The organism is Lysinibacillus sp. A1, from assembly GCF_000801965.1.
Taxonomy (GTDB): Bacteria; Bacillota; Bacilli; order Bacillales_A; family Planococcaceae; genus Lysinibacillus; species Lysinibacillus fusiformis.
On the sequence record NZ_JSZM01000021.1, the window covers coordinates 78,877 to 103,303 of the forward strand.

Below are 24,427 nucleotides of genomic sequence, written 5' to 3' on the forward strand. Positions count from 1 at the left end.
TTGGTTAGCACAAGGTCTCTTATACAGTCTTTACCCCAATATGGAAGGAGAAATTTCCTATGAAACGCGAATTCTCACTTGAGAATACTCGTAATATTGGGATCATGGCTCACATTGATGCTGGTAAAACAACAACAACTGAGCGTATCCTTTATTACACTGGTAAGATTCACAAAATCGGTGAAACTCATGAAGGCGCTTCTCAAATGGACTGGATGGAGCAAGAGCAAGAACGTGGTATTACAATCACTTCTGCAGCAACAACAGCCCAATGGGCAGGCCATCGTGTAAACATCATCGATACGCCTGGACACGTAGACTTCACTGTAGAAGTAGAACGTTCATTACGCGTACTTGACGGTGCTGTTACAGTACTAGATGCTCAATCTGGTGTTGAGCCTCAAACTGAAACTGTATGGCGTCAAGCTACAACTTATGGTGTTCCACGTATTGTATTCATTAACAAAATGGATAAAACAGGTGCAGACTTCTTATATTCTGTAGGAACTCTACATGATCGTTTACAAGCAAACGCTCACCCTATTCAATTACCAATCGGCGCTGAAGATCAGTTCTCTGCAATCATTGACTTGGTTGAAATGAAAGCTACTTTCTATGGTGACGAAAAAGGTACAGCAGTAACTGAGGGAGAAATTCCTGAAGAATACCGCGCACAAGCTGAAGAATACCGTGAAAAATTAATCGATGCTGTTGCAAGTGTTGATGAAGATATCATGGAAAAATATTTAGAAGGCGAAGAAATCACTGTTGCGGAACTTAAAGCGGCAATCCGTCGTGCTACAATCGCAGTAGAATTCTACCCAGTAATCTGTGGTACAGCGTTCAAACACAAAGGTGTACGCCCAATGTTAAATGCTGTTATCGATTACTTACCATCTCCAGTAGATGTACCAGCAATCAAAGGTACTTCTGTTGATGGTGACGAAGAGTTAGAACGTAAATCTTCTGATGAGGAGCCATTCTCGGCTCTTGCATTCAAAGTTATGACTGACCCATTCGTAGGTAAATTAACGTTCTTCCGTGTGTACTCTGGAACATTAGATTCAGGTTCATACGTACAAAACTCTTCTAAAGGTAAACGTGAGCGTGTAGGTCGTATCCTACAAATGCACGCTAACTCTCGTGAAGAGATTTCTAAAGTATTCGCTGGGGACATCGCAGCAGCAGTAGGTCTTAAAGATACTACTACTGGTGATACTCTTTGTGACGAGAAAAACCTAGTTATTCTTGAATCAATGGAATTCCCTGAGCCAGTAATTTCTCTTTCTGTAGAACCAAAATCAAAAGCTGACCAAGATAAAATGGGTCAAGCTTTACAAAAACTTCAAGAAGAGGATCCAACTTTCCGTGCTCACACTGACACAGAAACTGGACAAACAATCATCTCAGGTATGGGTGAACTTCACCTTGATATCTTAGTTGACCGTATGCGCCGTGAATTTAAAGTAGAAGCTAACGTAGGTGCTCCAATGGTATCTTACCGTGAAACATTCCGTGGCTCTGCAAAAGTTCAAGGTAAATTCACTCGCCAATCTGGTGGTCGTGGACAATATGGTGACGTAACGATTGAGTTCTCTCCAAATGAAGAAGGTAAAGGCTTTGAATTCGAAAACGCTATCGTTGGTGGTGTAATTCCTCGTGAATACATTCCTGCAGTTGAAGCTGGTCTTCGTGACTCTCTTGACCGCGGTGTAGTAGCTGGTTACCCTCTAATCGATATTAAAGCGAAATTAGTATTCGGTTCTTACCATGACGTTGACTCGAATGAGATGGCGTTCAAAATTGCTGCATCTATGGCTCTTAAAGAAGCATCTAAACAATGTGATGCTGTTATCTTAGAACCAATGATGAAAGTAGAAGTTGTAATTCCAGAAGAATACCTTGGTGATATCATGGGTAACATTACTTCTCGTCGCGGTCGCGTTGAGGGTATGGATGCTCGCGGTAACTCACAAGTTGTTCGTGCTATGGTTCCTTTAGCAGAAATGTTTGGTTATGCAACGACTCTTCGTTCTGCAACGCAAGGTCGTGGTGTATTCTCAATGACATTCGATCATTATGAAGAAGTACCAAAATCAATTGCTGCTGAAATCATCAAAAAAAATAAAGGTGAATAATTGAATTTTCATCTTGCATAAAGTATAACTAATTTGTAAGCTATGATTGCAGGATAGGGGATGGGCCCGTTCTCTATCAGCATTCATTCTATAAATTTCAAAAATAAAACATATAATTTTGAGGAGGCAATCTCTAATGGCTAAAGAAAAATTTGACCGTTCTAAAACGCATGCTAACATTGGTACAATCGGACACGTTGACCATGGTAAAACTACTTTAACTGCTGCAATCGCTACAGTTCTTTCTAAAAAAATGGGTGGTACAGCTAAATCATACGCTGACATCGATAACGCTCCTGAAGAAAAAGAGCGTGGTATCACAATCAATACTTCTCACGTAGAATACGAAACTGAAACTCGTCACTATGCACACGTTGACTGCCCAGGACACGCTGACTATGTTAAAAACATGATCACTGGTGCTGCACAAATGGACGGCGGTATCTTAGTAGTATCTGCTGCTGATGGCCCAATGCCACAAACTCGTGAACACATCCTTTTATCTCGTCAAGTAGGTGTTCCATACTTAGTAGTATTCATGAACAAATGTGATATGGTTGATGACGAAGAATTATTAGAATTAGTAGAAATGGAAATCCGTGACCTACTATCTGAATATGACTTCCCAGGTGACGATATTCCTGTAATCAAAGGTTCTGCTCTTAAAGCTCTTGAAGGCGAAGCAGAATGGGAAGAAAAAATCGTTGAATTAATGGACGCTGTAGATTCTTACATCCCAACTCCAGAACGTCAAACTGACAAACCATTCATGATGCCAGTAGAGGACGTATTCTCTATCACTGGTCGTGGTACAGTTGCAACTGGCCGTGTTGAACGTGGTCAAGTTAAAGTTGGAGACGTAATTGAAATCATCGGTATCGCTGAAGAAGCTAAATCTACTACTGTAACTGGTGTAGAAATGTTCCGTAAATTATTAGACTATGCTGAAGCTGGTGACAACATCGGTGCTTTACTTCGTGGTGTTGCTCGTGAAGAAATCCAACGTGGTCAAGTATTAGCTAAACCAGGTTCAATTACTCCACACACTAACTTCAAAGCTGAAGTTTATGTTTTATCAAAAGAAGAGGGTGGCCGTCATACTCCATTCTTCTCTAACTACCGTCCTCAGTTCTACTTCCGTACAACTGACGTAACAGGTATCTGTAACTTACCAGAAGGCGTTGAAATGGTAATGCCTGGTGATAACATCGAAATGACAGTTGAACTTATCGCTCCAATCGCTCTTGAAGAAGGTACTAAATTCTCTATCCGTGAGGGTGGCCGTACTGTAGGCGCTGGCGTAGTTGCTTCTATCCAAAAATAATTTTAGCTTTCGCTAATAGTCAAACCAATCTGTAGGGACGCTTACAGATTGGTTTTTTATGTTAAAATAAAAGTAATTAAGGTTTTAATTAGTGTATGAATACATAACAGCGAGCATGTCATCTAGGTTAAATAATTAAGCAGAAAGGGATTTGAATATGGAGATGAAAATTTTACTGATAGAAGATGATCCGTCGATATTTAGTATGATTGAAGAACGTTTTGCACAATGGTCATTACAAGTTGTTGGACCTAAAAATTTTCAAAAGGTGATGGATGATTTTATAGAAGTGAAGCCACATCTTGTGCTAATTGATATTCAGTTGCCTGCCTATGATGGCTTTCATTGGTGTCGAGAAATTCGTCATCTCTCCAATGTGCCAATCCTTTTTCTATCCTCGCGAGATCATCCAATGGATATGGTGATGGCTATGCAAATGGGTGCAGATGATTTTATACAAAAACCCTTTCATATGGAAGTATTACTCGCCAAAGCACAGGCTATTTTACGAAGAACATATGACTATGTTGAAGCAAAGATGGATGTTACACGCTTTAACGAAGCCGTTATTGATTATGCAAGGAGTGAAATTATGTGTGATGGAGCTATAGCACCCTTAACAAAAAATGAACTCTTTATATTGCGCATCTTAGTGGAACAGGCTAATCATATCGTCTCAAGAGATGAACTAATGCGAAAACTGTGGGATGATGAACGTTTTGTAAACGATAATACGTTATCAGTGAATGTTAACCGTTTACGCGCAAAGTTAGAGGATATTGGCTTACATGAAGTGATTCTAACCAAAAAGGGACTTGGCTATATAGCAGTAACCCAAGGGACGTGAACTAATTTGTTACTATTATTTATAAAAGAGCGCTTTGCATGGATCGGTTTTTTTGGATTTATAATGGTACTATTAAACGTGCTATTTTCTTTAGATGTTGGTTTAAATAGTGTGTCTATTTGGTATGTAAATGTTAGTTTGCTTGTTAGTTTCGCACTCTTTTTCGTATGGCGCTTTATCGCTGAAGTTGGGAAATTAAATGATTTCCTGGGAAATATGGATGGTCATCTTGATGAAGCACATAAAAGTAGCTTATCATTATCACCTTTTCAAGAAGTGGGCTTTCGAAAAATAGAGGATGTCTTTCATGAGAAGAATATGGAATTGAATCAGGCCAAAGTGCAGCTCCAAGAGTATTCAGATGAGTTGCTGGCATGGGTTCATGAAGTAAAAGGACCTTTAACAACTATAAATCTAATGTTAGACCATGTAGAGGATTTGTCCACACGTCGAAAATTAGAAAATGAATGGTTAAGACTACATCTGTTAGTTGATCAACAGCTGCACCAAACTAGACTTACTTCTATAGAAAAGGACAATTATTTAACCGAAATTGAGTTGAAACCAATTGTTTATAAAGAGATTCGAGCTATGCAAGCCTGGTGTATAGAAAAGGGAATTGGTTTTGAAATAGATGAACTGACAGAAAAGGTGATGACGGATGGTAAATGGCTAGCATTTATTGTACGGCAAATTCTCTCGAACGCCATAAAATATAGTTCAGCCAATTCAGAGGTAACGATTTTTACTGAACTTGACCCAACAGGTGCGACTTTATTACATATTAAAGATATAGGTATTGGTATACCCTCGGAGGATTTACCTAGAATTTTTCAAAAGTCATATACAGGTAACGTAGGGAGAGAATCTACTCAGTCTACTGGTATGGGTCTTTACTTAGCATATAATGTCGCGCAAAAAATAGGTATCCGTATAAATGTTCAATCGAATGTAGGTGAGGGTTCATTATTTACGCTACGGTTCCCATTACAAAATGAATATGTCAAACTAACAGGTAGATGACGAAAATGTCACCTACCTTTTTATATTGTCATGTAAAACGCACGAATGAATAGGGGCAACAGGGTACACTTGGAATATAGAGAGGGGCGTTTATAAGTGACAGTGTTAACTGGTCGTAAAATAAAAAAAGTTTATGGAAGGAAATCAACGGCTCAGGAAGTGTTAAAGGGTATTGATTTGGAAGTGAGTAAAGGCGAATTTGTAGGTATTATGGGACCTTCTGGCTCAGGAAAAACAACACTTTTAAATGTCTTATGTTCAATCGACTTTGCAACAGAAGGAGTCATCGAAATAAACGGTCATAATTTACGGGGAATGAAGGAAAAGGCTTTGGCCAACTTCCGTAGAGAGCAATTAGGTTTCATATTTCAAGATTATAATTTATTAGATACATTAACCGTAAAGGAAAATATCCTTCTCCCCTTAGCAATCAGTAAATTGCCTAAAGCAGTTGCTGAAAGCCGTGTAAAAGAGCTAACATCCTTACTAGGCATAACAGAAATTTTAAATAAATATCCCAATGAAATATCCGGAGGTCAAAAACAGCGTACTTCCGCTGCGCGTGCACTTATTACAAATCCATCATTGGTATTTGCAGATGAGCCTACTGGGGCATTAGATTCCAAATCAGCGACAGCCTTGCTTCAAAATCTACAAAATATTAATGAGACAAAAGAAGCGACAATCATGATGGTTACGCATGATGCAGTAGCTGCAAGTTTCTGTACACGTGTTTTATTTTTAAAGGATGGTCTTATTTATAGTGAGCTTTATAAAGGGGATAAAACAAGACAGGCTTTTTTCCAGGAAATCATGCATACGCAAAGTGTGCTAGGCGGTGATGGTTATGAGTCTTAGTAAGCTAGTGTTAAGAAGCATGAAGAAAAATATGAAGCACTACTATTTATATTTTTTTGCGCTTATTTTTAGCGTTACTTTATATTTTTCCTTTGTAACATTACAAAATAATTCTGCAGTATGGGATGCTGTTCAAATGAGTGGAACGGCGACGGCTGGATTCAAAGCAGCAACTTATATTTTATATTTTATCGTCTTGTTCTTCGTCTTGTACGCCAATCATTTATTTATGAAGCGTCGTAGTAAGGAGATAGGCTTGTACCAATTGATTGGCATGACCAAGGGATTGATTGTACGCCTATTAGCAATCGAAAATATTCTACTATTTGTCGGAGCTGTAATTTTAGGTATGTTGGCCGGTTTCTTTAGTTCACGTGTGTTTGCAATGATTTTATTGCGTGTACTTGAGAAAGAAGCTCTTGTATCCATGACATTTAGTACGCAGGCATTACAGCAATCCGTGATTGTATTTACGATACTTTTGTTGATTGTCCTTATACAAATGGCCTGGATGATCCATCGCGTTTCTTTACTATCATTATTTACCGCAGCTAAACAAGCAGATGAACGTGTAAGACGTTTTAGTACATTACAAATGGCCATAGGCTTTATGGGGCTAGTTTTAATTGTTTATGGTTACTATGCTTCAACAAAGTTGTTTGATATTGAATCAGCCGGTAACCTATTTATTAATATGATCATTATTCTAGCTACTACAATTGGTGGAACATTTCTGGTCTTTCGATTCTCGGTAGCGTTTATTATGAATACAATTCGCTTAAAGAAAAAAGGGCATCTTTCCATCCAGGATGTATTGGCATTAACGCCTATTATGCATCGTATGAAGAGCAACGCTAAGTCATTAACGCTTATAACCGTATTAACAGGTGTATCTCTAGGAGTGACGACATTATCCTATATCTCCTACTATTCCTCAGAAGCATCGGCATATAGTCAAGTACCAGGTGATTTTATCTTGCTAGAAGAGCAGGGGATGTCTTTCTTACATGCGTTAGAGGAAAATAACATAGTCTATGATAAGGTAGATTATCGTTTGCAAGGAGTAACAGCCTCCGTAGGACAATTAATGTCTAAAAAGCAGCAGGATAATCCTTTATATGATATGGAAGGAACAATTTATACGATTCCACTTTCTGATTATAAGAAGAGCGTTCCAGAAGCCTCGCTATCAGGGAACGAAGTGATTTTAACAAACTATGGTGGGTATATGGCTGAGATGTTCCCATTAGAGAAAGATCGTGATGTAGTAGTATCTGCAGGGGAGCTTGAAGAAACTTTTCATGTTGTAGAAGTACACGATAAAAGTATTATAAGTGGTATTGTTACAGCTGGAGGTGGTGGGCCCATCTTTGTTATAACAGATGACATGTTTAAAAGTCTAACTACGCAATCAGGGCATTACCCTTGGCATCAACAATCATCTATTACTATCAATTCAAAAGAAGACTTAATAATGGCAGAGAAATTATATGTACAGACAAATGCCGGGGTGATTATAACTAAAGATCATGAAGGTAAAACACAGCAATATACTCAATCTTCATATGAAGAGAAACGTAAAGATAATATTGAATCATTAGGTCTCACTATTTTTACAACTGCCTTTTTAGGATTAGCCTTCTTAATGACAACTGGTAGCATTCTGTACTTCAAACAAATGTCCGAGGCAGAGGAAGAGCGTGGTTCCTATACAATCCTCAGAAAAATTGGCTTTGCAGAAAAAGATATTATGAGAGGCATATATATGAAACAAGCCTTTAATTTTGGAGTCCCTTTAATTATTGGACTATTGCATAGTTATTTTGCTGTTAAATCAGGATGGTTTTTATTTGGTACAGAGTTAACGGCACCCTTGTGGATTGCAATGTGCTGTTATATAGCGTTGTATACGATTTTTGCCATTTTGTCGGTAGGCTATTATAAAAAAGTCGTTCGAGAATCATTGTAACAATTAAATAAGTAAAACATAGAAACAGTGTGATGCTAAATAGATCATACTGTTTTTTTATTGCTTCGAACGATGAAAAACCTTGACTTTCAATTATCAGAATAATAATCTTTAACATGTTAGTAATTTAGTGTATGAAAGTGAGTGTAACAATGAATGCAGTAATAGTGGCGGTAGCCGTCATGTTAATATTAAGCCTACTTCGCATCAATGTCGTTCTTTCTTTAGTGTTAGGAGCGTTTGTAGGCGGCCTTACAAGCGGAATGAGCATTGAGGCGACAGTAGAATCATTTACAGAAGGGTTAGGGGCAGGTGCAACGATTGCATTAAGCTATGGCTTACTTGGCGCCTTTGCCATCGCCATTGCCAAAACAGGGATACCTGAATTGATGATTACGGGGATGCTAAAGATTTTAAATAGTGAAAGTAATCGTAAAGGTTTAGTGAAGGTCTTAATTTTTTTCCTTATTTTCTTGATGTCCATTTTATCTCAAAATGTCATACCTATTCATATCGCCTTTATTCCACTATTGATTCCTCCTGTTTTAAAAATTTTAAATATGCTAGAGGTCGATCGACGTCTAGTGGCAACTTTAATTGCAGTGGGCTTAATCGGTACGTATAGCTTTGTACCAGCTGGCTTTGGAGCGATCTTTCAAGATATCGTTGCTACACAGGTGTCTGAGGCTGGGATGGTAGTATCCTCACGTGATGTTCCTGTGGCAATGGCGATTCCATTGCTAGGTATGTTGGTTGGACTATTTACAGCCTTTATTGTATATCGCAAGCCAAGGAATTATAAAAATAATGAAATAGAGGCTGACTCACTCCATGTTAATGTCAGCAAATTTGTGATGTTTTCCACAGCCTTTGCATTAGTCGTATCATTATGTGCTCAAGTGTTAACAGATTCTATGATTGTTGGTTCCTTTGCAGGTATTATGGTTATGTATTTTACAGGGGCGCTGAAATGGAAAGAGGCAGATGACATTTTATCTGAAGGAATGAAGATGATGGCCTTTATAGGATTTGTTATGATTGCCGCAAATGGCTTTGCTGCGGTCATTAATGCTACTGGACATGTGGATAGCTTAATTACAAGCTCTATAACTATTTTAAAAGGAAATAGAAGTTTAGCGGTATTTATTATGTTAGTCATAGGATTAGTTGTGACAATGGGGATTGGCTCTTCCTTTGCCACAGTGCCAATTATCGCGACACTATTTGTTCCTCTTGCACAAGGGTTAGGAATGAGCCCGTTAGCGATCCTTTGTTTAATAGGTACAGCAGGAGCTTTAGGCGATGCAGGCTCTCCAGCATCAGATTCTACATTAGGGCCAACAGCAGGATTAAATGTAGATGGACAACATCATCATATTTGGGATACCTGTGTTCCTACTTTTATATTCATTAACATCCCACTAATTCTATTTGGTTGGATTGCATGTGTGTTCTTTCTATAGAAGTAAGAAGGGGTACTACTATTTAAAAAGACTTCATAGTTATTTGAAATGTTCGACATTGTTGCTTGATAACCTTAGGTGTTGCAATATGTAGTGAAATTTTATATACTAATAAACGGCTTAACAAAGCGAAGTAATAGTAGTACTAAGAATATCTGCAACATTTAAAAGAATTTAGCGAAAAGACTTGCTTATTCTTTTTTTATTGTATATAATGTTGAATGTTGGTCTTTGACTGCGATGAAGCGAGAGGTTGCCGACACACCCGGCCGCTTTGCCATGGCGGTGTGTGGGAAAATTTTCGTGGAGAATGTCTAGAAAATAGGCGAGAAGGAGGGAAAATAATGGCAAAACAAAAGATTCGTATTCGTTTAAAAGCGTATGATCACCGTATTTTAGATCAGTCTGCTGAGAAAATTGTGGAAACTGCAAAACGTTCAGGTGCAAGTGTATCAGGTCCGATTCCACTTCCAACTGAGAAGTCTGTGTACACAATTCTTCGTGCGGTTCACAAGTACAAAGATTCTCGTGAACAGTTCGAAATGCGTACGCATAAACGTCTGATCGATATCGTTAACCCAACACCACAAACTGTTGATGCGTTAATGAAACTTGATTTACCATCTGGCGTTGATATCGAAATCAAACTTTAATGGTAAAAACAATATAACTTTTTAAAACTTACAGGAGGTGTGACAAATGGCTAAAGGAATCTTAGGTAGAAAAATTGGTATGACACAAGTTTTCGCTGAAAACGGCGATTTAATCCCGGTAACAGTTATCGAAGCTACTCCAAACGTAGTACTTCAAAAGAAAACTGTTGAAACAGACGGCTACGAAGCAATTCAAGTTGGTTTCGAAGATAAGCGCGTTAAGCTTTCTAACAAACCACAACAAGGTCACGTAGCAAAAGCGAACACTGCTCCTAAGCGCTTCATTCGTGAATTCCGCAACGTGAACGTGGAAGAGTACGAAGTTGGTCAAGAAGTCAAAGTAGAAATTTTCGCAGAAGGCGATGTAATTGATGTAACAGGTGTTACTAAGGGTAAAGGTTTCCAAGGTGTAATTAAACGCCACGGACAATCTCGTGGTCCTATGGCCCACGGTTCTCGTTACCACCGTCGTCCTGGTTCAATGGGTCCAGTTGCTCCGAACCGCGTATTTAAACAAAAGAAATTACCTGGTCAAATGGGTGGCACTGTAGTTACAATCCAAAACTTAGAAGTCGTGAAAGTTGATACAGATCGTAACTTACTACTTGTTAAAGGTAATGTTCCTGGTTCTAAAAAAGCTCTAGTTACAGTAAAAACTGCAATTAAAGCTAAGTAATCACTTAAGGAAAGGAGGAAACAGGAATGACAAAAGTATCTGTACTTAGTCAAACAGGTGCTTCAGTTGGTGAAATCGAATTAAACGATGCGATCTTCGGAATCGAGCCAAATGAAGCAGTATTATTCGACGCAGTAGTAGCTCAACGCGCTTCTCTACGTCAAGGTAATCACAAGGTTAAAAACCGTTCTGAAGTTGCTGGTGGTGGTCGTAAGCCATGGCGTCAAAAAGGAACTGGTCGTGCTCGACAAGGTTCTATCCGTTCTCCACAATGGCGCGGCGGTGGTGTCGTATTCGGTCCTACTCCACGTAGCTATTCTTATAAATTACCTAAAAAAGTTCGTCGCTTAGCTCTTAAATCTGCTTTATCAGCTAAAGTAGTAGAACAAAACTTCTTAGTTCTTGATGCTCTAACTCTAGCAGCACCAAAAACAAAAGAATTCACAAAAATCCTTAAAGATCTTTCTTTAGAGAAAAAATCTTTATTCGTAACTGCTGACCTAGATGAAAACGTAGCATTATCAGCTCGTAACATCCCTGGTGTAACAGTTTTAACTGCAAATGGAATCAACGTTCTTGATCTTTTAGGTCACGAAAAAGTTGTATTCACTAAATCTGCAGTAGAAAAAGTTGAGGAGGTGCTTGGATAATGGAAGCACGTGATATTTTAAAACGTCCAGTCATTACTGAGCGTTCTTCAGAACTTATGGCAGAGAAAAAGTATACTTTCGAAGTAGACACTCGCGCTAACAAAACTCAAGTAAAAGACGCTGTAGAAGAAATCTTTGGTGTAAATGTTGAGAAAGTAAACGTTCTTAACTACAAAGGTAAATTCAAACGCGTTGGCCGTTACGGTGGTTACACTAACAAACGTCGTAAAGCGATTGTTAAATTAACTGCTGATAGCAAAGAAATCGAATTATTCGAAATGTAATCCCTAGTGGATTTATGATTTGAACACTCAAGAAGGAGGGAAAACACAATGGCGATTAAAAAGTATAAACCTACCTCTAATGGTCGTCGTAACATGACGTCATTAGACTTTGCGGAAATTACAACTAACAAGCCTGAGAAATCATTGCTTGAACCAACTAAACGCAAAGCTGGTCGTAACAACCAAGGTAAAATCACTGTTCGTCATCATGGTGGTGGTCATAAGAAGCAATACCGTGTTATCGATTTCAAACGTGTTAAAGATAGCATTCCGGCAAAAGTTGCTACTATTGAATATGATCCAAACCGTTCTGCGAATATCGCATTAATCAATTACGCTGATGGAGCAAAAGCTTACATCTTAGCACCTAAAGGTCTAGAGGTTGGTCAAACAATCGTTTCTGGTCCAGATGCAGATATTAAAGTAGGTAACGCATTACCATTAGCAAATATTCCAATGGGTACTACTATCCATAACATCGAGTTAAAACCTGGTAAAGGTGGACAATTAGTACGTTCTGCTGGTACTTCTGCTCAAGTACTTGGCCGTGAAGGAAAATACGTAATCGTACGTCTTCAATCTGGTGAAGTACGCTTAGTATTAGCTACTTGCCGAGCTACAATCGGTCAAGTTGGTAACGAACAACATGAACTTGTACACATTGGTAAAGCAGGTCGTAGCCGTTGGTTAGGTAAACGCCCAACTGTACGTGGTTCTGTAATGAACCCTAACGATCACCCACACGGTGGTGGTGAAGGACGTTCTCCAATCGGACGTAAATCACCGATGACTCCTTGGGGTAAACCAGCTCTTGGTTACAAAACTCGAAACAAGAAAAACAAATCGGATAAATTTATCATCCGTGGTCGTAAAAAATAAAGTGGTTAAACTACGGTTCTATGTGAGAGCCGTGGTGGAATCACGGAGGGAGGTTCCTACATGGGTCGCAGCTTGAAAAAAGGACCTTTTGTCGATGACCACTTAATGAAAAAAGTGGAAGTACAAGAGGCTTCTGAGAAAAAACAAGTTATCAAAACTTGGTCACGCCGTTCTACAATCTTCCCGAACTTTATCGGTTTAACGATTGCTGTATATGATGGACGTAAACATGTTCCTGTATACGTAACAGAAGATATGGTAGGCCATAAACTTGGTGAGTTCGCACCGACACGTACTTACAAAGGTCACGGTGCAGACGACAAGAAAACAAGACGCTAATTTTGAGAGGAGGTAAATCCTAATGACACAAGCTAAAGCTATCGCTCGTACAGTACGCATTGCTCCTCGCAAAGTACGTCTAGTTGTAGACTTAATCCGAGGCAAGCAAGTTGGTGAGGCAGTTGCAATTTTACGTCATACTCCAAAAGCGGCGTCTCCAGTCGTTGAGAAAGTATTAAAATCTGCAGTTGCTAATGCTGAGCACAACTACGATCTTGACATCAACTCTTTAGTAGTTTCTGAAGTGTTCGTTGATGAAGGTCCAACTTTAAAACGTTTCCGTCCACGTGCGCAAGGACGTGCAAGCGCAATTAACAAACGCACAAGCCACATCACTCTAGTGGTATCTGAGAAGAAGGAGGGTTAATCCGTGGGTCAAAAAGTACATCCAATAGGACTACGCGTTGGTATTATTCGTGACTGGGAGTCAAAATGGTACGCTGAAAAAGACTATGCAACTCTACTTCACGAAGACATCAAAGTGCGTAAATATATTGAAACGGCTCTTAAAGACGCTTCAGTTTCTAAAGTTGAAATTGAACGTGCTGCAAACCGTGTAAACATTACAATTCACACTGCGAAACCAGGTATGGTAATCGGTAAAGGTGGTACTGAAGTTGAAAATCTTCGTAAATACCTTAGCGAGTTAACTGGTAAACGTGTACACATCAACATCATTGAAATTAAACGTGCAGATCTTGACGCTCGTCTAGTAGCTGAAAACATCGCTCGTCAATTAGAAAACCGTGTATCATTCCGTCGTGCGCAAAAGCAAGCGATCCAACGCACAATCCGTGCTGGTGCAAAAGGAATTAAAACACAAGTATCTGGTCGTTTAGGTGGCGCTGATATCGCGCGTGCTGAACACTATAGTGAAGGAACTGTTCCACTTCATACTCTACGTGCTGACATTGATTATGCACACGCAGAAGCTGACACTACTTACGGTAAATTAGGCGTTAAAGTATGGATCTACCGTGGTGAAGTTCTTCCTACGAAGAAATCTGTGGAAGGAGGCAAATAATATGTTATTGCCTAAACGCGTAAAATACCGTCGTGAACACCGCGGAAACATGCGTGGCGAAGCGAAAGGCGGCAAGGAAGTATCTTTCGGCGAATGGGGCTTACAAGCTCAAACAGCTAGCTGGATTACTAACCGTCAAATCGAATCTGCACGTATCGCGATGACTCGTTACATGAAACGTGGCGGTAAAGTTTGGATTAAAATCTTCCCACATAAACCTTACACTAAAAAACCTCTAGAAGTCCGCATGGGTTCTGGTAAAGGTTCTCCTGAAGGTTGGGTAGCAGTAGTAAAACCAGGAAAAATTATGTTCGAAATCGCTGGTGTGTCTGAAGAGATCGCACGTGAAGCACTTCGTTTAGCATCACATAAGCTTCCTGTTAAATGTAAGATCGTAAAACGTCAAGAAACTGGTGGTGAATCTAATGAAAGCTAATGAAATCCGTGACCTTGCCACTTCTGAAATTGAATTAAAAGTGAAATCACTGAAAGAAGAGCTTTTCAACCTTCGCTTCCAATTGGCGACTGGTCAATTAGAAAACACAGCTCGTATTCGTGAAGTGCGTAAAGCAATCGCGCGTATGAAAACTGTTATTCGTGAAAGAGAAATCAGTGCAAATAACTGATAAAGGAGGTTTTCAAGTATGACTGAGCGTAACCAACGCAAAGTTTACACGGGCCGCGTTGTTTCAGATAAAATGGACAAAACTGTTACTGTTTTAGTTGAAACTCACAAAAAGCACAAGCTTTACGGTAAACGTGTAAAATACTCTAAAAAGTTTAAAGCTCATGATGAGCAAAACCAAGCGAAAATCGGTGATATCGTACGTATCATGGAGACTCGCCCGCTATCAGCTACTAAACGTTTCCGTCTAGTTGAAGTTGTAGAAAAAGCGGTTATTATTTAATAACTATTTCGGAACAACCATTTCCGAAGGGAGGTAACCTAAGTGATCCAACAAGAAAGTCGTATGAAAGTTGCTGACAACTCAGGTGCACGTGAAGTTCTTACAATTAAAGTGCTTGGTGGCTCTGGCCGTAAAACTGCTAACATCGGTGATATCGTTGTTTGTACAGTTAAGAAAGCAACACCAGGTGGCGTTGTCAAGAAGGGTGACGTTGTTAAAGCTGTTATCGTTCGTACTAAATCAGGCGTTCGTCGTAAAGACGGTACGTACATCAAATTTGATGAAAATGCTTGTGTAATTATTCGTGATGATAAATCACCACGCGGAACTCGTATTTTCGGACCTGTTGCACGTGAATTACGTGACAGCAACTTCATGAAAATCGTTTCTCTAGCTCCAGAAGTTCTTTAATTTCATGATAGTGCCAATCAAGGAGGTGCGACAGCATGCATGTAAAAAAAGGTGACAAGGTTAAGGTTATCACTGGTAAGGACAAAGGCAAAGAAGGAGTAATCCTAGCTGCTTTCCCTAAACAAGATCGCGTTCTTGTTGAAGGTGTTAATATCGTGAAAAAACACGTTAAACCTAACCAATTGAATCCACAAGGTGGGATTGTAAGCCAAGAGGCTGCAATTCACGTTTCGAACGTAATGCTAATCGATCCTAAATCTGGCGAGCCGACTCGTGTAGGTTATAAAATCGAAAACGGTAAAAAAGTTCGTGTTGCAAAAAAATCAGGTGCAGTAATCGACTAATTAGTAAATAAAAGAAGGGAGGTACACACATGAGCCGCCTAAAAGAAAAGTATTTAAACGAAGTTTCTCCTGCTCTTATGAGCAAATTTGGATATAAATCAGTTATGCAATTGCCGAAAGTTGACAAAATCGTTATCAACATGGGTGTTGGTGATGCTGTTCAAAACTCTAAAGCATTAGATGCAGCTGTAGAAGAATTAACAATTATCACTGGTCAAAAACCAGTAGTAACTAAAGCGAAAAAATCGATCGCTGGTTTCCGTTTACGTGAAGGTATGCCTATCGGTGCTAAAGTTACATTACGCGGTGAGCGTATGTATGAATTCTTGGACAAATTAATCTCAATCTCACTTCCTCGTGTACGTGACTTCCGTGGTGTTTCTAAAAAAGCATTCGATGGTCGCGGTAACTACACTCTAGGTGTTAAAGAGCAATTAATTTTCCCAGAAATCGATTACGATAAAGTTTCAAAAGTACGCGGTATGGACATCGTGATCGTAACGACAGCGAACTCTGACGAAGAAGCTCGCGAGTTATTGACACAATTCGGTATGCCGTTCCAAAAGTAATCAAACAAGGAGGGCGAAAACGTGGCTAAAAAATCTATGATCGTTAAACAACAACGTAAGCAAAAGTTTAAAGTGCAAGAATATACACGTTGTGAACGCTGTGGCCGTCCACACTCTGTATATCGCAAATTTAAACTTTGCCGTATTTGTTTCCGAGAACTTGCATATAAGGGACAAATTCCTGGCGTGAAAAAAGCCAGCTGGTAATCCCCTAATTTGGGAAGGAGGTAAATGTAATGACAATGACTGATCCGATTGCAGATATGCTTACTCGCATTCGTAATGCGAACATGGTTCGTCACGAGAAGTTAGAAGTACCAGCTTCCAACGTGAAAAAAGAAATCGCTGAAATTTTAAAGCGTGAAGGTTTCGTACGTGACGTAGAATACGTGGAAGACAACAAGCAAGGTATTATCCGTATCTTCTTAAAATACGGTAAAGATAACGAGCGTGTTATCACTGGCTTAAAACGTATTTCTAAACCTGGTCTACGTGTATACGCAAAAACAAATGAAGTTCCTAAAGTACTGAACGGTCTTGGTATCGCTTTAGTGTCAACTTCACAAGGTTTATTAACAGATAAAGAAGCTCGCGCTAAACAAGTTGGCGGCGAAGTTCTAGCATACGTTTGGTAATTAGCAATAAATGAATGGAGGTGCAACTAAATGTCTCGTGTAGGTAAAAAAATTATCGAGGTACCAGCTAACGTAACTGTTACTGTTGCAGCTGACAACACTGTTACTGTTAAAGGTCCTAAAGGCGAACTTGTTCGTTCTTTCCACCAAGATATGAAAATTGAGCAAGAAGGTAACGTAATCTCAGTATCACGTCCTTCTGAATCAAAAGAACACCGCACAAACCACGGTACTACTCGTGCGCTTCTAGCGAACATGGTTACTGGAGTTTCTGCAGGTTTCGAAAAAGCTTTAGAACTTATCGGTGTTGGTTACCGTGCGCAATTACAAGGCAAAAAACTTGTACTTAACGTAGGTTACTCTCACCCAGTAGAGTTCACACCTGAAGATGGTCTTGAAATTGAAGTTCCTTCTAACACTAAAATCATCATTAAAGGTATCAGCAAAGAGCGCGTTGGTGCTCTAGCATCTAACATCCGTGACGTTCGTCCACCAGAGCCATATAAAGGTAAAGGTATCCGTTACGAAGGCGAATACGTTCGTCGTAAAGAAGGTAAAACAGGTAAATAATGCTGCTTAAGCATTAGAAAGGAGTGACCCTTGTGATTACGAAACAGGATAAAAATCAAGTTCGTAAAAAACGTCATGCGCGAGTACGTTCTAAAATTTCGGGTACTGCTGAGCGTCCACGCTTAAACGTATTCCGTTCTAACAAGAACATCTACGCTCAACTTATCGATGACGTAGCAGGCGTAACAATTGTTAGCGCATCTTCTCAAGAAAAAGGTTTTGAAGGTGCTGGTAGCAATGTTGAAACTGCATCAAAAATCGGTGAAACAATCGCGAAACGCGCTGCGGAAAAAAATATTACTGCTGTAGTTTTTGACCGTGGTGGTTACTTATATCATGGACGCGTGAAAGCTTTAGCTGAAGCTGCACGTGAGAATGGTTTAGAATTTTAATAAGAAGGAGGGACACATTTCATGAGTCGAATTGACGCAAACAAACTTGGAGAACTTGAAGAACGCGTAGTTACTATTAACCGTGTTGCTAAAGTTGTTAAAGGTGGACGTCGCTTCCGCTTCACAGCACTTGTTGTTGTTGGCGATAGAAACGGTCATGTAGGTTTCGGTACTGGTAAAGCTCAAGAGGTTCCAGATGCTATCCGTAAAGCTGTTGAAGATGCGAAGAAAAACTTAGTAGAAGTGCCACGTGTTGGTGGAACAACTCCACACTTAGTGCTTGGTCGCTTCGGTGCAGGAGAAATCCTAATTAAACCTGCTGCTCCTGGTACAGGGGTTATCGCTGGTGGTCCAGTACGTGCAGTACTAGAACTTGCTGGTATTACTGATATTCTTTCAAAATCTCTTGGATCTAACACACCAATCAACATGGTGCGTGCAACTGTTCAAGGTTTAACTGAATTAAAACGCGTAGAGGACGTAGCAAAATTACGTGGTAAATCAGTGGAAGAAATATTAGGATAAGGGGGGAAAGATAATATGGCTAACAAATTAGAAATCACCCTTACTAAATCTGTGATTGGTACTAAACCTGCTCAACGCAAAACTGTTGAAGCTCTAGGTTTACGTAAATTACACCAAACTGTAGAGAAAGCTGATAACGCAGCTACTCGCGGTATGCTTGATAAAGTAGCTCACTTAGTTACTGTAAAAGAAATTTAATTTCTAATTAATGAACAAGGAGGTGCCACCCACTATGAAACTGCATGAGTTAAAACCAGCAGAAGGTTCTCGTAAGCAACGCAACCGCGTTGGTCGTGGTATCGGTTCTGGTAACGGTAAAACAGCAGGTAAAGGTCATAAAGGTCAAAACGCTCGTTCTGGTGGCGGTGTACGCCCAGGCTTTGAAGGCGGTCAAAACCCATTATTCCGTCGTTTACCAAAACGTGGCTTTACGAACATTAACCGTAAAGAATACGCGATCGTTAACCTTGATGCTTTAAACCGTTTCGAAGACGGTGCAGAGGTAACAACTGCATTATTACTTGAAACTGGTCTTGTGAGTAATGAAAAAGCTGGAATTAAAGTTCTTGGCAACGGAACTCTTAACAAAAAGCTTACTGTAAAAGCTCATAAATTCTCAGCTTCAGCTAAAGAAGCAATCGAGAATGCCGGCGGAACTACTGAGGTGATTTAATGTTTCAGACAATCTCTAACTTTATGCGTGTTCGAGATATAAGAAATAAAATCATTTTCACACTTTTAATGTTAATCGTTTTCCGTATTGGAACATTCATTCCAGTGCCTAACGTTGACGCAAATGTATTAAAGGCAACTGATGAGTTTAACCTCGTTGGTTTCCTGAATACTTTTGGCGGTGGTGCTTTAAAGAACTTCTCTATCTTCGCGATGGGAATTATGCCTTACATCACAGCCTCAATTATTGTTCAGTTATTGCAAATGGACGTAGTACCGAAGTTTGCTGAATGGGCAAAGCAAGGTGAAGTCGGAAGACGTAAACTTGCACAATTCACTCGCTACTTTACTATTATTCTTGCTTTCATCCAATCATTCGCAATGTCATTCGGTTTTAATAGAATGTATGGCGGATCATTGATTAAAGAAGAAGGGGTTCTAACATATGTTACAATCGCCATTGTATTGACAGCGGGGACAGCTTTCCTTGTATGGCTTGCAGAGCAAATTACTGCACACGGTGTTGGTAATGGTATATCTGTTGTAATCTTCGCAGGTATCGTTGCAGCATTGCCTACAGGAATTAACCAAATCTTTGCACAGCAAATCGAGGGTGCTGGTGATAAATTATTTATCAATATCGTAATCCTTGCATTGCTTGTATTGGTTTTACTCGCAGTTGTAGTTGGAGTTATATACGTGCAACAAGCACTACGTAAAATTCCAATTCAATATGCAAAACGAGTTACTGGACGTAATCAACAAGCTGGTGGTCAACAAACACATTTACCTTTAAAAGTAAATGCTGCAGGGGTTATTCCGGTAATCTTTTCAGTAGCGTTTATTGTTACACCACGTACGTTAGCTACGTTCTTTGGTCAAAACGACGTAACAACTTTCATAGAAAACACGTTTGATTATACGAAACCTGTTGGAATGATTATTTACGTTGCATTGATCGTCGCGTTCACATATTTCTATGCATTCGTACAAGTGAATCCTGAAAATGTGGCAGACAACTTGAAAAAACAAGGTGCTTATATTCCGGGTATTCGTCCTGGTGAAAACACTCAAGCGTATTTAACAAGCGTGTTATATCGTCTAACATTTGTTGGTGCGATATTCTTAACTGTTATTGCTGTAATGCCGATTTTATTCATTAACTTTATGAATTTACCTGCCTCAGTGCAAATCGGTGGTACTAGTATTATTATCGTAGTCGGCGTAGCGCTCGAAACGATGAAACAGCTAGAATCTCAACTTGTTAAACGTCACTACAAAGGCTTTATGAAATAATGTTGGTTTTTAGGGAACGTTCCATCGTTTCCTTAAATCAGCAAACCTTTGGTGGGAGGAATATTTCCTAATGAATATCGTTTTAATGGGTCTGCCAGGTGCTGGTAAAGGTACTCAGGCAGATAAAATTGTTGAGAAGTACGCGATTCCTCATATTTCTACAGGCGATATGTTCCGTGCTGCTATTAAAGAAGGTACAGAACTTGGCTTACAAGCTAAGTCGTTTATGGATCAAGGTGCTCTAGTACCGGATGAAGTAACGATTGGTATTGTTCGTGAGCGACTGGCTAAACCTGATTGTGAAAAGGGCTTCCTATTAGATGGTTTCCCACGTACTGTTCCTCAAGCTGAAGCTTTAGATAGCATTCTTGCTGATCTTGGTAAGGCAATTGAACATACTCTAAACATTCAAGTTGAAAAGGATGAGTTAATTGCTCGTCTTTCAGGTCGACGCATTTGTAAAACTTGTGGCGCATCCTATCATTTAATTTTTAATCCTCCAGCTGAGGAAGGAAAATGTGATAAAGATGGTGGCGAGCTTTACACACGTGCCGATGATAATCCTGAAACGGTTGCGAACCGTCTGGAAGTGAATATGAAACAAGCACAACCTTTACTTGATTTCTATCAATCAAAAGGTGTGTTAACTAATATAGATGGACAGCAAGATATAAACAAAGTGTTTGCTGATCTTGATGCTCTTTTACAGGGCAGCCGCAGCTGATACCCGGCTCCGGGCGCAGAATACTGCTTCCGCGGGAGGCATGCGGGAGCAACAACGAAACATAATTTTTTTGAGAGTTGCAAAAGCATATTGTGCCCGGTATATATTTCTTCTAAAAAGTGCAACATAGCTTTTGGAGGAGTATAATGGGTTTCGTGGAAGCATCTGTGTAACGGGTATGAATATCTCATCAAAGACATTCCGGTATTCGTGTAAACATGGGAGTTACAGTGCCCTTATAGGTTCTGGATATTCCGTGGATTGTGTGAAGCGAAACCAGACGAGCGTCTTTCAAACATCTCTCATACAATCCAAACATATGTTGAAACGAGGTTGCTTCTATAGTTGCAGCAGATATCCGTTTGATGTAACGATGAGAACTTTAATTTGCATATAGAGAGGAGACAGAGTAGATGGCGAAAGATGATGTAATTGAAGTCGAAGGGACAGTTGTTGAGACTTTGCCAAACGCGATGTTTAAGGTAGAATTAGAAAATGGACATGTGATTCTAGCACACGTATCTGGTAAGATTCGTATGCACTTTATCCGTATTCTACCTGGAGATAAGGTTACTATCGAGTTATCTCCTTATGATTTAACTCGCGGTCGTATCACATACCGTTTTAAATAATCTTTTGCGCTCCGGACTACTAAGGAGGTTAGGTTAGATGAAAGTGAGACCATCTGTGAAACCGATCTGCGAAAAATGTAAAGTAATTCGCCGACGCGGTAAAGTAATGGTAATCTGTGAAAATCCTAAACATAAACAAAAACAAGGTTAATTCTAAAGGAGGTGCACAACGTACATGGCACGTATTGCTGGTGTTGATATTCCTCGCGACAAACGCGTGGTAATTTCATTAACGTACATTTTCGGTATTGGTAAAACTACAGCTCAGAAAGTACTAGCTGACGCAGGTATTTCAGAAGATACACGCGTACGCGACTTAACTGAAGATGAGTTAAACAAAATCCGTGAACAATTAGATTCTTACAAACTTGAAGGTGACTTACGTCGCGAAACTTCATTAAATATTAAACGTCTGATGGAAATCGGTTCATTCCGTGGTATCCGTCACCGTCGTGGCTTACCTGTTCGTGGCCAAAATACGAAGAACAATGCGCGTACGCGTAAAGGTCCTCGTAAAACTGTAGCGAACAAGAAAAAATAATTGGTAAAGGAGGTTCCTTCTTAACATGGCTCGTAAACAACAAACTCGTAAACGTCGTGTGAAAAAGAATATCGAATCTGGTATTGCACACATTCGTTCTACATTTAACAATACAATCGTAACGATTACAGATATGCAAGGTAACGCTGTATCTTGGTCAAGTGCTGGTGCTCTTGGTTTCCGTGGTTCACGTAAATCTACACCATTCGCTGCCCAAATGGCTGCAGAAACTGCTGCTAAAACATCCCTTGAACATGGTCTGAAAACGTTGGAAGTAACTGTTAAAGGTCCTGGTGCTGGTCGTGAAGCTGCAATCCGTGCACTTCAAGCTGCTGGTTTAGAAGTAACTGCTATTAAAGACGTTACTCCAGTTCCTCATAATGGTTGCCGTCCGCCAAAACGTCGTCGCGTGTAATGGGTGCGTCTCATATTGTATGAGAACATCATTTTTTGTACAGACTGTCTTGTGCAGATAATAAACGATACGTCATTGACGATCGAATCTATGATGGAAAGAACCTATACATTCGATGTTTTGAAGGAGGGTAAATAAAATGATCGAAATTGAAAAACCAAAGATTGAAACGGTGGAGATCAGCGAAGATTCCAAGTATGGAAAGTTTGTTGTAGAACCGCTTGAACGCGGATATGGAAACACTTTGGGTAATTCTTTACGTCGTATCCTTCTGTCTTCATTACCAGGAGCTGCTGTCACGTCCATTCAAATTGATGGCGTTCTTCACGAATTCTCAACTGTAGAAGGCGTAGTAGAAGATGTAGCTTCAATCATTTTGAACGTGAAAAAACTAGCTCTTAAAATCTACTCTGACGAAGAAAAAGTTATTGAGATTGATGTAAAAGGCGATGGTACAGTTACGGCTGCTGACATTACACATGACAGTGATGTAGAAATTTTAAACCCTGATCTATATATTGCAACAATCGCTAAAAACGGTCATTTACGTATGCGTATGTACGCACAACGCGGCCGTGGTTACACTCCTGCTGATCAAAACAAACGTGAGGATCTTCCTATCGGCGTGATCCCGATCGACTCTATTTACACTCCAGTATCACGCGTCAATTTCCAAGTGGAAAATACTCGTGTAGGTCAGTCTTCTGACTACGATAAACTTTCTCTTGATGTGTGGACAGATGGCAGCATCGGTCCGAAAGAGGCGATTTCGCTCGGAGCAAAAATTTTAACCGAGCATCTTAACATCTTCGTTGGCATGACAGATGAGGCACAAACTGCTGAAATCATGGTCGAAAAAGAAGAAGATCAAAAAGAAAAAGTTTTAGAGATGACTATCGAAGAACTTGACCTTTCTGTTCGTTCTTATAACTGCTTAAAACGCGCTGGTATTAACACAGTACTAGAACTTGCGAATAAGTCAGAAGATGACATGATGAAAGTTCGTAACCTTGGACGTAAGTCACTAGAAGAAGTAAAAGCGAAGTTAGAAGAGCTTGGTTTAGGATTACGCAAAGAAGACTAAGCGATTTAAACAAAACTAACAAGGTCAGATTTTTTTCTATAAAGGAGGGAAACATCCATGGGTTACAGAAAACTTGGTCGTACAAGTTCTCAACGTAAAGCGATGTTACGTGACTTAGCTACTGATTTAATCATCAACGAGCGTATCGAAACTACTGAGGCTCGCGCTAAAGAAGTACGTAAAGCTGTTGAAAAAATGATTACTTTAGGTAAGCGCGGAGATTTACATGCACGCCGTCAAGCTGCTGCATTCATCCGTCGTGAACTAGTAACAACGACTGATGCTGAAGGTAACGAATCAACATCATTTGCACTTCAAAAGTTATTTGATGATGTTGCACCACGTTATGCAGAGCGTCAAGGTGGTTACACTCGTATTCTTAAAGTAGGTCCTCGTCGTGGTGACGGTGCACCTGTAGTTGTGATTGAACTAGTTTAATCATAAGAGAAAACTTGTGGTGAAGAGGGTGGGAATCACCACCCTCTTTCTTTATAAACGATTTATACGACAAATAATTAAGCTGAGCGTTATGATGAGCGGACACTAAAGTGTGGCGTCTCGTTTAGCTCTCCGCACCTCATT

General features: G+C 39.8%; 36 protein-coding genes and 1 pseudogene. All 37 read left to right on the plus strand.

Going from position 1 to position 24,427, the window contains the following annotated elements; all coding sequences use genetic code 11:
• Positions 1-59: 59 nt before the first annotated feature.
• The 37 genes and pseudogenes from fusA to rplQ all read left to right on the plus strand — a co-directional run bounded on the left by fusA (position 60) and on the right by rplQ (position 24,283).
• Positions 60-2,138: an elongation factor G gene (gene fusA / locus PI85_RS17280; RefSeq protein WP_036121615.1), complete on the plus strand. Its 2,079-nt coding sequence runs from the start codon at positions 60-62 to the stop codon at positions 2,136-2,138.
• Positions 2,139-2,274: 136 nt separating this feature from the next.
• Positions 2,275-3,462 carry an elongation factor Tu gene (tuf, locus tag PI85_RS17285; protein ID WP_008181778.1) on the plus strand — a complete coding sequence of 396 codons (1,188 nt, stop codon included), beginning with the start codon at positions 2,275-2,277 and terminating at the stop codon, positions 3,460-3,462.
• A gap of 157 nt (positions 3,463-3,619) precedes the next feature.
• A complete protein-coding gene (locus tag PI85_RS17290; RefSeq protein WP_082011588.1) occupies positions 3,620-4,309 on the plus strand; it encodes a response regulator transcription factor in 690 nt (229 codons plus the stop codon).
• 6 nt (positions 4,310-4,315) lie between these two features.
• Complete coding sequence (locus PI85_RS17295) at positions 4,316-5,332, plus strand: sensor histidine kinase (RefSeq protein WP_036121612.1); 1,017 nt, start codon at positions 4,316-4,318, stop codon at positions 5,330-5,332.
• A 96-nt stretch (positions 5,333-5,428) separates the two neighbouring features.
• Positions 5,429-6,190, plus strand: a complete 762-nt coding sequence (locus PI85_RS17300; protein ID WP_036121609.1) for an ABC transporter ATP-binding protein — start codon at positions 5,429-5,431, stop codon at positions 6,188-6,190.
• On the plus strand, positions 6,180-8,159 hold the full coding sequence (locus tag PI85_RS17305) for an FtsX-like permease family protein (RefSeq protein ID WP_036121605.1): 1,980 nt from the start codon (positions 6,180-6,182) through the stop codon (positions 8,157-8,159). Before PI85_RS17300 ends, PI85_RS17305 begins: the two co-directional genes overlap by 11 nt.
• A 152-nt stretch (positions 8,160-8,311) precedes the next feature.
• Complete coding sequence (locus tag PI85_RS17310; RefSeq protein ID WP_036121603.1) at positions 8,312-9,622, plus strand: Na+/H+ antiporter family protein; 1,311 nt, start codon at positions 8,312-8,314, stop codon at positions 9,620-9,622.
• 344 nt (positions 9,623-9,966) lie between these two features.
• Positions 9,967-10,275, plus strand: coding sequence for a 30S ribosomal protein S10 (gene rpsJ, locus PI85_RS17315; RefSeq protein ID WP_004233624.1), 309 nt, complete (start codon positions 9,967-9,969; stop codon positions 10,273-10,275).
• Positions 10,276-10,321: 46 nt separating this feature from the next.
• Positions 10,322-10,951 (plus strand): 50S ribosomal protein L3, encoded by a 630-nt coding sequence (gene rplC, locus PI85_RS17320; protein ID WP_036121600.1) that lies wholly within the window; start codon positions 10,322-10,324, stop codon positions 10,949-10,951.
• A 26-nt stretch (positions 10,952-10,977) separates the two neighbouring features.
• Positions 10,978-11,601, plus strand: coding sequence for a 50S ribosomal protein L4 (rplD, locus tag PI85_RS17325; RefSeq protein WP_025116440.1), 624 nt, complete (start codon positions 10,978-10,980; stop codon positions 11,599-11,601).
• Positions 11,601-11,885 carry a 50S ribosomal protein L23 gene (gene rplW, locus PI85_RS17330; protein WP_008181914.1) on the plus strand — a complete coding sequence of 95 codons (285 nt, stop codon included), beginning with the start codon at positions 11,601-11,603 and terminating at the stop codon, positions 11,883-11,885. The genes rplD and rplW overlap by 1 nt, the downstream gene beginning before the upstream one ends.
• Before the next feature lie 48 nt (positions 11,886-11,933).
• Positions 11,934-12,764 carry a 50S ribosomal protein L2 gene (rplB, locus tag PI85_RS17335; protein ID WP_036121597.1) on the plus strand — a complete coding sequence of 277 codons (831 nt, stop codon included), beginning with the start codon at positions 11,934-11,936 and terminating at the stop codon, positions 12,762-12,764.
• Between the two features lie 60 nt (positions 12,765-12,824).
• Complete coding sequence (gene rpsS, locus PI85_RS17340) at positions 12,825-13,103, plus strand: 30S ribosomal protein S19 (protein ID WP_008181911.1); 279 nt, start codon at positions 12,825-12,827, stop codon at positions 13,101-13,103.
• Between the two features lie 22 nt (positions 13,104-13,125).
• Positions 13,126-13,470, plus strand: a complete 345-nt coding sequence (rplV, locus tag PI85_RS17345; protein ID WP_004233639.1) for a 50S ribosomal protein L22 — start codon at positions 13,126-13,128, stop codon at positions 13,468-13,470.
• 3 nt (positions 13,471-13,473) lie between these two features.
• Positions 13,474-14,127 carry a 30S ribosomal protein S3 gene (gene rpsC, locus PI85_RS17350; protein WP_025116438.1) on the plus strand — a complete coding sequence of 218 codons (654 nt, stop codon included), beginning with the start codon at positions 13,474-13,476 and terminating at the stop codon, positions 14,125-14,127.
• Position 14,128: 1 nt separating this feature from the next.
• Entirely contained in the window at positions 14,129-14,563 is a 435-nt protein-coding gene (gene rplP, locus PI85_RS17355) for a 50S ribosomal protein L16 (protein ID WP_025116437.1), read from the plus strand.
• The gene (gene rpmC, locus PI85_RS17360; RefSeq protein ID WP_004233646.1) at positions 14,553-14,753 is read left to right on the plus strand and encodes a 50S ribosomal protein L29; all 201 of its coding nucleotides are present in this window, start codon (positions 14,553-14,555) and stop codon (positions 14,751-14,753) included. The genes rplP and rpmC overlap by 11 nt, the downstream gene beginning before the upstream one ends.
• A gap of 18 nt (positions 14,754-14,771) precedes the next feature.
• Positions 14,772-15,035, plus strand: a complete 264-nt coding sequence (gene rpsQ, locus PI85_RS17365; RefSeq protein ID WP_008181723.1) for a 30S ribosomal protein S17 — start codon at positions 14,772-14,774, stop codon at positions 15,033-15,035.
• Positions 15,036-15,077: 42 nt separating this feature from the next.
• Positions 15,078-15,446: a 50S ribosomal protein L14 gene (rplN, locus tag PI85_RS17370; protein ID WP_004233650.1), complete on the plus strand. Its 369-nt coding sequence runs from the start codon at positions 15,078-15,080 to the stop codon at positions 15,444-15,446.
• Positions 15,447-15,481: 35 nt separating this feature from the next.
• A complete protein-coding gene (gene rplX, locus PI85_RS17375) occupies positions 15,482-15,790 on the plus strand; it encodes a 50S ribosomal protein L24 (protein ID WP_004233652.1) in 309 nt (102 codons plus the stop codon).
• Positions 15,791-15,819: 29 nt separating this feature from the next.
• Positions 15,820-16,359, plus strand: coding sequence for a 50S ribosomal protein L5 (rplE, locus tag PI85_RS17380; RefSeq protein ID WP_008181719.1), 540 nt, complete (start codon positions 15,820-15,822; stop codon positions 16,357-16,359).
• A 21-nt stretch (positions 16,360-16,380) separates the two neighbouring features.
• Positions 16,381-16,566, plus strand: a complete 186-nt coding sequence (locus PI85_RS17385) for a type Z 30S ribosomal protein S14 (RefSeq protein WP_004233656.1) — start codon at positions 16,381-16,383, stop codon at positions 16,564-16,566.
• Between the two features lie 29 nt (positions 16,567-16,595).
• On the plus strand, positions 16,596-16,994 hold the full coding sequence (rpsH, locus tag PI85_RS17390) for a 30S ribosomal protein S8 (RefSeq protein ID WP_008181717.1): 399 nt from the start codon (positions 16,596-16,598) through the stop codon (positions 16,992-16,994).
• A 30-nt stretch (positions 16,995-17,024) separates the two neighbouring features.
• Positions 17,025-17,564 carry a 50S ribosomal protein L6 gene (gene rplF, locus PI85_RS17395; protein ID WP_008181715.1) on the plus strand — a complete coding sequence of 180 codons (540 nt, stop codon included), beginning with the start codon at positions 17,025-17,027 and terminating at the stop codon, positions 17,562-17,564.
• 32 nt (positions 17,565-17,596) lie between these two features.
• Positions 17,597-17,956: a 50S ribosomal protein L18 gene (gene rplR / locus PI85_RS17400; RefSeq protein WP_008181713.1), complete on the plus strand. Its 360-nt coding sequence runs from the start codon at positions 17,597-17,599 to the stop codon at positions 17,954-17,956.
• Between the two features lie 21 nt (positions 17,957-17,977).
• Positions 17,978-18,481: a 30S ribosomal protein S5 gene (gene rpsE / locus PI85_RS17405; protein WP_008181711.1), complete on the plus strand. Its 504-nt coding sequence runs from the start codon at positions 17,978-17,980 to the stop codon at positions 18,479-18,481.
• A gap of 15 nt (positions 18,482-18,496) precedes the next feature.
• On the plus strand, positions 18,497-18,679 hold the full coding sequence (rpmD, locus tag PI85_RS17410) for a 50S ribosomal protein L30 (protein WP_004233668.1): 183 nt from the start codon (positions 18,497-18,499) through the stop codon (positions 18,677-18,679).
• Positions 18,680-18,713: 34 nt separating this feature from the next.
• On the plus strand, positions 18,714-19,154 hold the full coding sequence (gene rplO, locus PI85_RS17415) for a 50S ribosomal protein L15 (RefSeq protein WP_008181708.1): 441 nt from the start codon (positions 18,714-18,716) through the stop codon (positions 19,152-19,154).
• The gene (secY, locus tag PI85_RS17420) at positions 19,154-20,449 is read left to right on the plus strand and encodes a preprotein translocase subunit SecY (RefSeq protein ID WP_036121593.1); all 1,296 of its coding nucleotides are present in this window, start codon (positions 19,154-19,156) and stop codon (positions 20,447-20,449) included. Before rplO ends, secY begins: the two co-directional genes overlap by 1 nt.
• A 70-nt stretch (positions 20,450-20,519) precedes the next feature.
• Positions 20,520-21,173 (plus strand): adenylate kinase, encoded by a 654-nt coding sequence (locus tag PI85_RS17425; RefSeq protein WP_025116434.1) that lies wholly within the window; start codon positions 20,520-20,522, stop codon positions 21,171-21,173.
• 249 nt (positions 21,174-21,422) lie between these two features.
• Positions 21,423-21,500 (plus strand): annotated as a pseudogene (locus tag PI85_RS24285) (type I methionyl aminopeptidase); the annotation flags it as partial.
• Positions 21,501-21,586: 86 nt separating this feature from the next.
• On the plus strand, positions 21,587-21,805 hold the full coding sequence (gene infA, locus PI85_RS17430) for a translation initiation factor IF-1 (protein ID WP_004233690.1): 219 nt from the start codon (positions 21,587-21,589) through the stop codon (positions 21,803-21,805).
• Between the two features lie 37 nt (positions 21,806-21,842).
• Positions 21,843-21,956: a 50S ribosomal protein L36 gene (gene rpmJ, locus PI85_RS17435; RefSeq protein WP_000868344.1), complete on the plus strand. Its 114-nt coding sequence runs from the start codon at positions 21,843-21,845 to the stop codon at positions 21,954-21,956.
• 24 nt (positions 21,957-21,980) lie between these two features.
• Positions 21,981-22,346 (plus strand): 30S ribosomal protein S13, encoded by a 366-nt coding sequence (gene rpsM / locus PI85_RS17440; protein ID WP_004233729.1) that lies wholly within the window; start codon positions 21,981-21,983, stop codon positions 22,344-22,346.
• Between the two features lie 25 nt (positions 22,347-22,371).
• Positions 22,372-22,761: a 30S ribosomal protein S11 gene (gene rpsK, locus PI85_RS17445; RefSeq protein ID WP_004233731.1), complete on the plus strand. Its 390-nt coding sequence runs from the start codon at positions 22,372-22,374 to the stop codon at positions 22,759-22,761.
• A 139-nt stretch (positions 22,762-22,900) separates the two neighbouring features.
• Positions 22,901-23,845: a DNA-directed RNA polymerase subunit alpha gene (locus tag PI85_RS17450; protein WP_004233733.1), complete on the plus strand. Its 945-nt coding sequence runs from the start codon at positions 22,901-22,903 to the stop codon at positions 23,843-23,845.
• Positions 23,846-23,902: 57 nt separating this feature from the next.
• Positions 23,903-24,283, plus strand: a complete 381-nt coding sequence (gene rplQ, locus PI85_RS17455; RefSeq protein ID WP_008181938.1) for a 50S ribosomal protein L17 — start codon at positions 23,903-23,905, stop codon at positions 24,281-24,283.
• The last annotated feature ends 144 nt before the right edge of the window (positions 24,284-24,427 follow it).

What these genes read in the sequence shown, in the direction of transcription:
- rplB (WP_036121597.1), top strand. Translation starts at nt 11,934, where the DNA reads ATGGCGATTAAAAAGTATAAACCTACCTCTAATGGTCGTCGTAACATG.
- rplW (WP_008181914.1), top strand. Translation starts at nt 11,601, where the DNA reads ATGGAAGCACGTGATATTTTAAAACGTCCAGTCATTACTGAGCGTTCT.
- fusA (WP_036121615.1), top strand. Translation starts at nt 60, where the DNA reads ATGAAACGCGAATTCTCACTTGAGAATACTCGTAATATTGGGATCATG.
- rpsE (WP_008181711.1), top strand. Translation starts at nt 17,978, where the DNA reads ATGAGTCGAATTGACGCAAACAAACTTGGAGAACTTGAAGAACGCGTA.
- secY (WP_036121593.1), top strand. Translation starts at nt 19,154, where the DNA reads ATGTTTCAGACAATCTCTAACTTTATGCGTGTTCGAGATATAAGAAAT.
- PI85_RS17310 (WP_036121603.1), top strand. Translation starts at nt 8,312, where the DNA reads ATGAATGCAGTAATAGTGGCGGTAGCCGTCATGTTAATATTAAGCCTA.
- rplP (WP_025116437.1), top strand. Translation starts at nt 14,129, where the DNA reads ATGTTATTGCCTAAACGCGTAAAATACCGTCGTGAACACCGCGGAAAC.
- rpsH (WP_008181717.1), top strand. Translation starts at nt 16,596, where the DNA reads ATGACAATGACTGATCCGATTGCAGATATGCTTACTCGCATTCGTAAT.
- rplX (WP_004233652.1), top strand. Translation starts at nt 15,482, where the DNA reads ATGCATGTAAAAAAAGGTGACAAGGTTAAGGTTATCACTGGTAAGGAC.
- rpmC (WP_004233646.1), top strand. Translation starts at nt 14,553, where the DNA reads ATGAAAGCTAATGAAATCCGTGACCTTGCCACTTCTGAAATTGAATTA.
- rplQ (WP_008181938.1), top strand. Translation starts at nt 23,903, where the DNA reads ATGGGTTACAGAAAACTTGGTCGTACAAGTTCTCAACGTAAAGCGATG.
- PI85_RS17305 (WP_036121605.1), top strand. Translation starts at nt 6,180, where the DNA reads ATGAGTCTTAGTAAGCTAGTGTTAAGAAGCATGAAGAAAAATATGAAG.
- rpsM (WP_004233729.1), top strand. Translation starts at nt 21,981, where the DNA reads ATGGCACGTATTGCTGGTGTTGATATTCCTCGCGACAAACGCGTGGTA.
- rplF (WP_008181715.1), top strand. Translation starts at nt 17,025, where the DNA reads ATGTCTCGTGTAGGTAAAAAAATTATCGAGGTACCAGCTAACGTAACT.
- rpmD (WP_004233668.1), top strand. Translation starts at nt 18,497, where the DNA reads ATGGCTAACAAATTAGAAATCACCCTTACTAAATCTGTGATTGGTACT.
- rpsJ (WP_004233624.1), top strand. Translation starts at nt 9,967, where the DNA reads ATGGCAAAACAAAAGATTCGTATTCGTTTAAAAGCGTATGATCACCGT.
- infA (WP_004233690.1), top strand. Translation starts at nt 21,587, where the DNA reads ATGGCGAAAGATGATGTAATTGAAGTCGAAGGGACAGTTGTTGAGACT.
- PI85_RS17450 (WP_004233733.1), top strand. Translation starts at nt 22,901, where the DNA reads ATGATCGAAATTGAAAAACCAAAGATTGAAACGGTGGAGATCAGCGAA.
- rplD (WP_025116440.1), top strand. Translation starts at nt 10,978, where the DNA reads ATGACAAAAGTATCTGTACTTAGTCAAACAGGTGCTTCAGTTGGTGAA.
- rplO (WP_008181708.1), top strand. Translation starts at nt 18,714, where the DNA reads ATGAAACTGCATGAGTTAAAACCAGCAGAAGGTTCTCGTAAGCAACGC.
- rplE (WP_008181719.1), top strand. Translation starts at nt 15,820, where the DNA reads ATGAGCCGCCTAAAAGAAAAGTATTTAAACGAAGTTTCTCCTGCTCTT.
- rpsK (WP_004233731.1), top strand. Translation starts at nt 22,372, where the DNA reads ATGGCTCGTAAACAACAAACTCGTAAACGTCGTGTGAAAAAGAATATC.
- tuf (WP_008181778.1), top strand. Translation starts at nt 2,275, where the DNA reads ATGGCTAAAGAAAAATTTGACCGTTCTAAAACGCATGCTAACATTGGT.
- rplC (WP_036121600.1), top strand. Translation starts at nt 10,322, where the DNA reads ATGGCTAAAGGAATCTTAGGTAGAAAAATTGGTATGACACAAGTTTTC.
- rpsS (WP_008181911.1), top strand. Translation starts at nt 12,825, where the DNA reads ATGGGTCGCAGCTTGAAAAAAGGACCTTTTGTCGATGACCACTTAATG.
- PI85_RS17425 (WP_025116434.1), top strand. Translation starts at nt 20,520, where the DNA reads ATGAATATCGTTTTAATGGGTCTGCCAGGTGCTGGTAAAGGTACTCAG.
- PI85_RS17290 (WP_082011588.1), top strand. Translation starts at nt 3,620, where the DNA reads ATGGAGATGAAAATTTTACTGATAGAAGATGATCCGTCGATATTTAGT.
- rplV (WP_004233639.1), top strand. Translation starts at nt 13,126, where the DNA reads ATGACACAAGCTAAAGCTATCGCTCGTACAGTACGCATTGCTCCTCGC.
- rpsQ (WP_008181723.1), top strand. Translation starts at nt 14,772, where the DNA reads ATGACTGAGCGTAACCAACGCAAAGTTTACACGGGCCGCGTTGTTTCA.
- rpmJ (WP_000868344.1), top strand. Translation starts at nt 21,843, where the DNA reads ATGAAAGTGAGACCATCTGTGAAACCGATCTGCGAAAAATGTAAAGTA.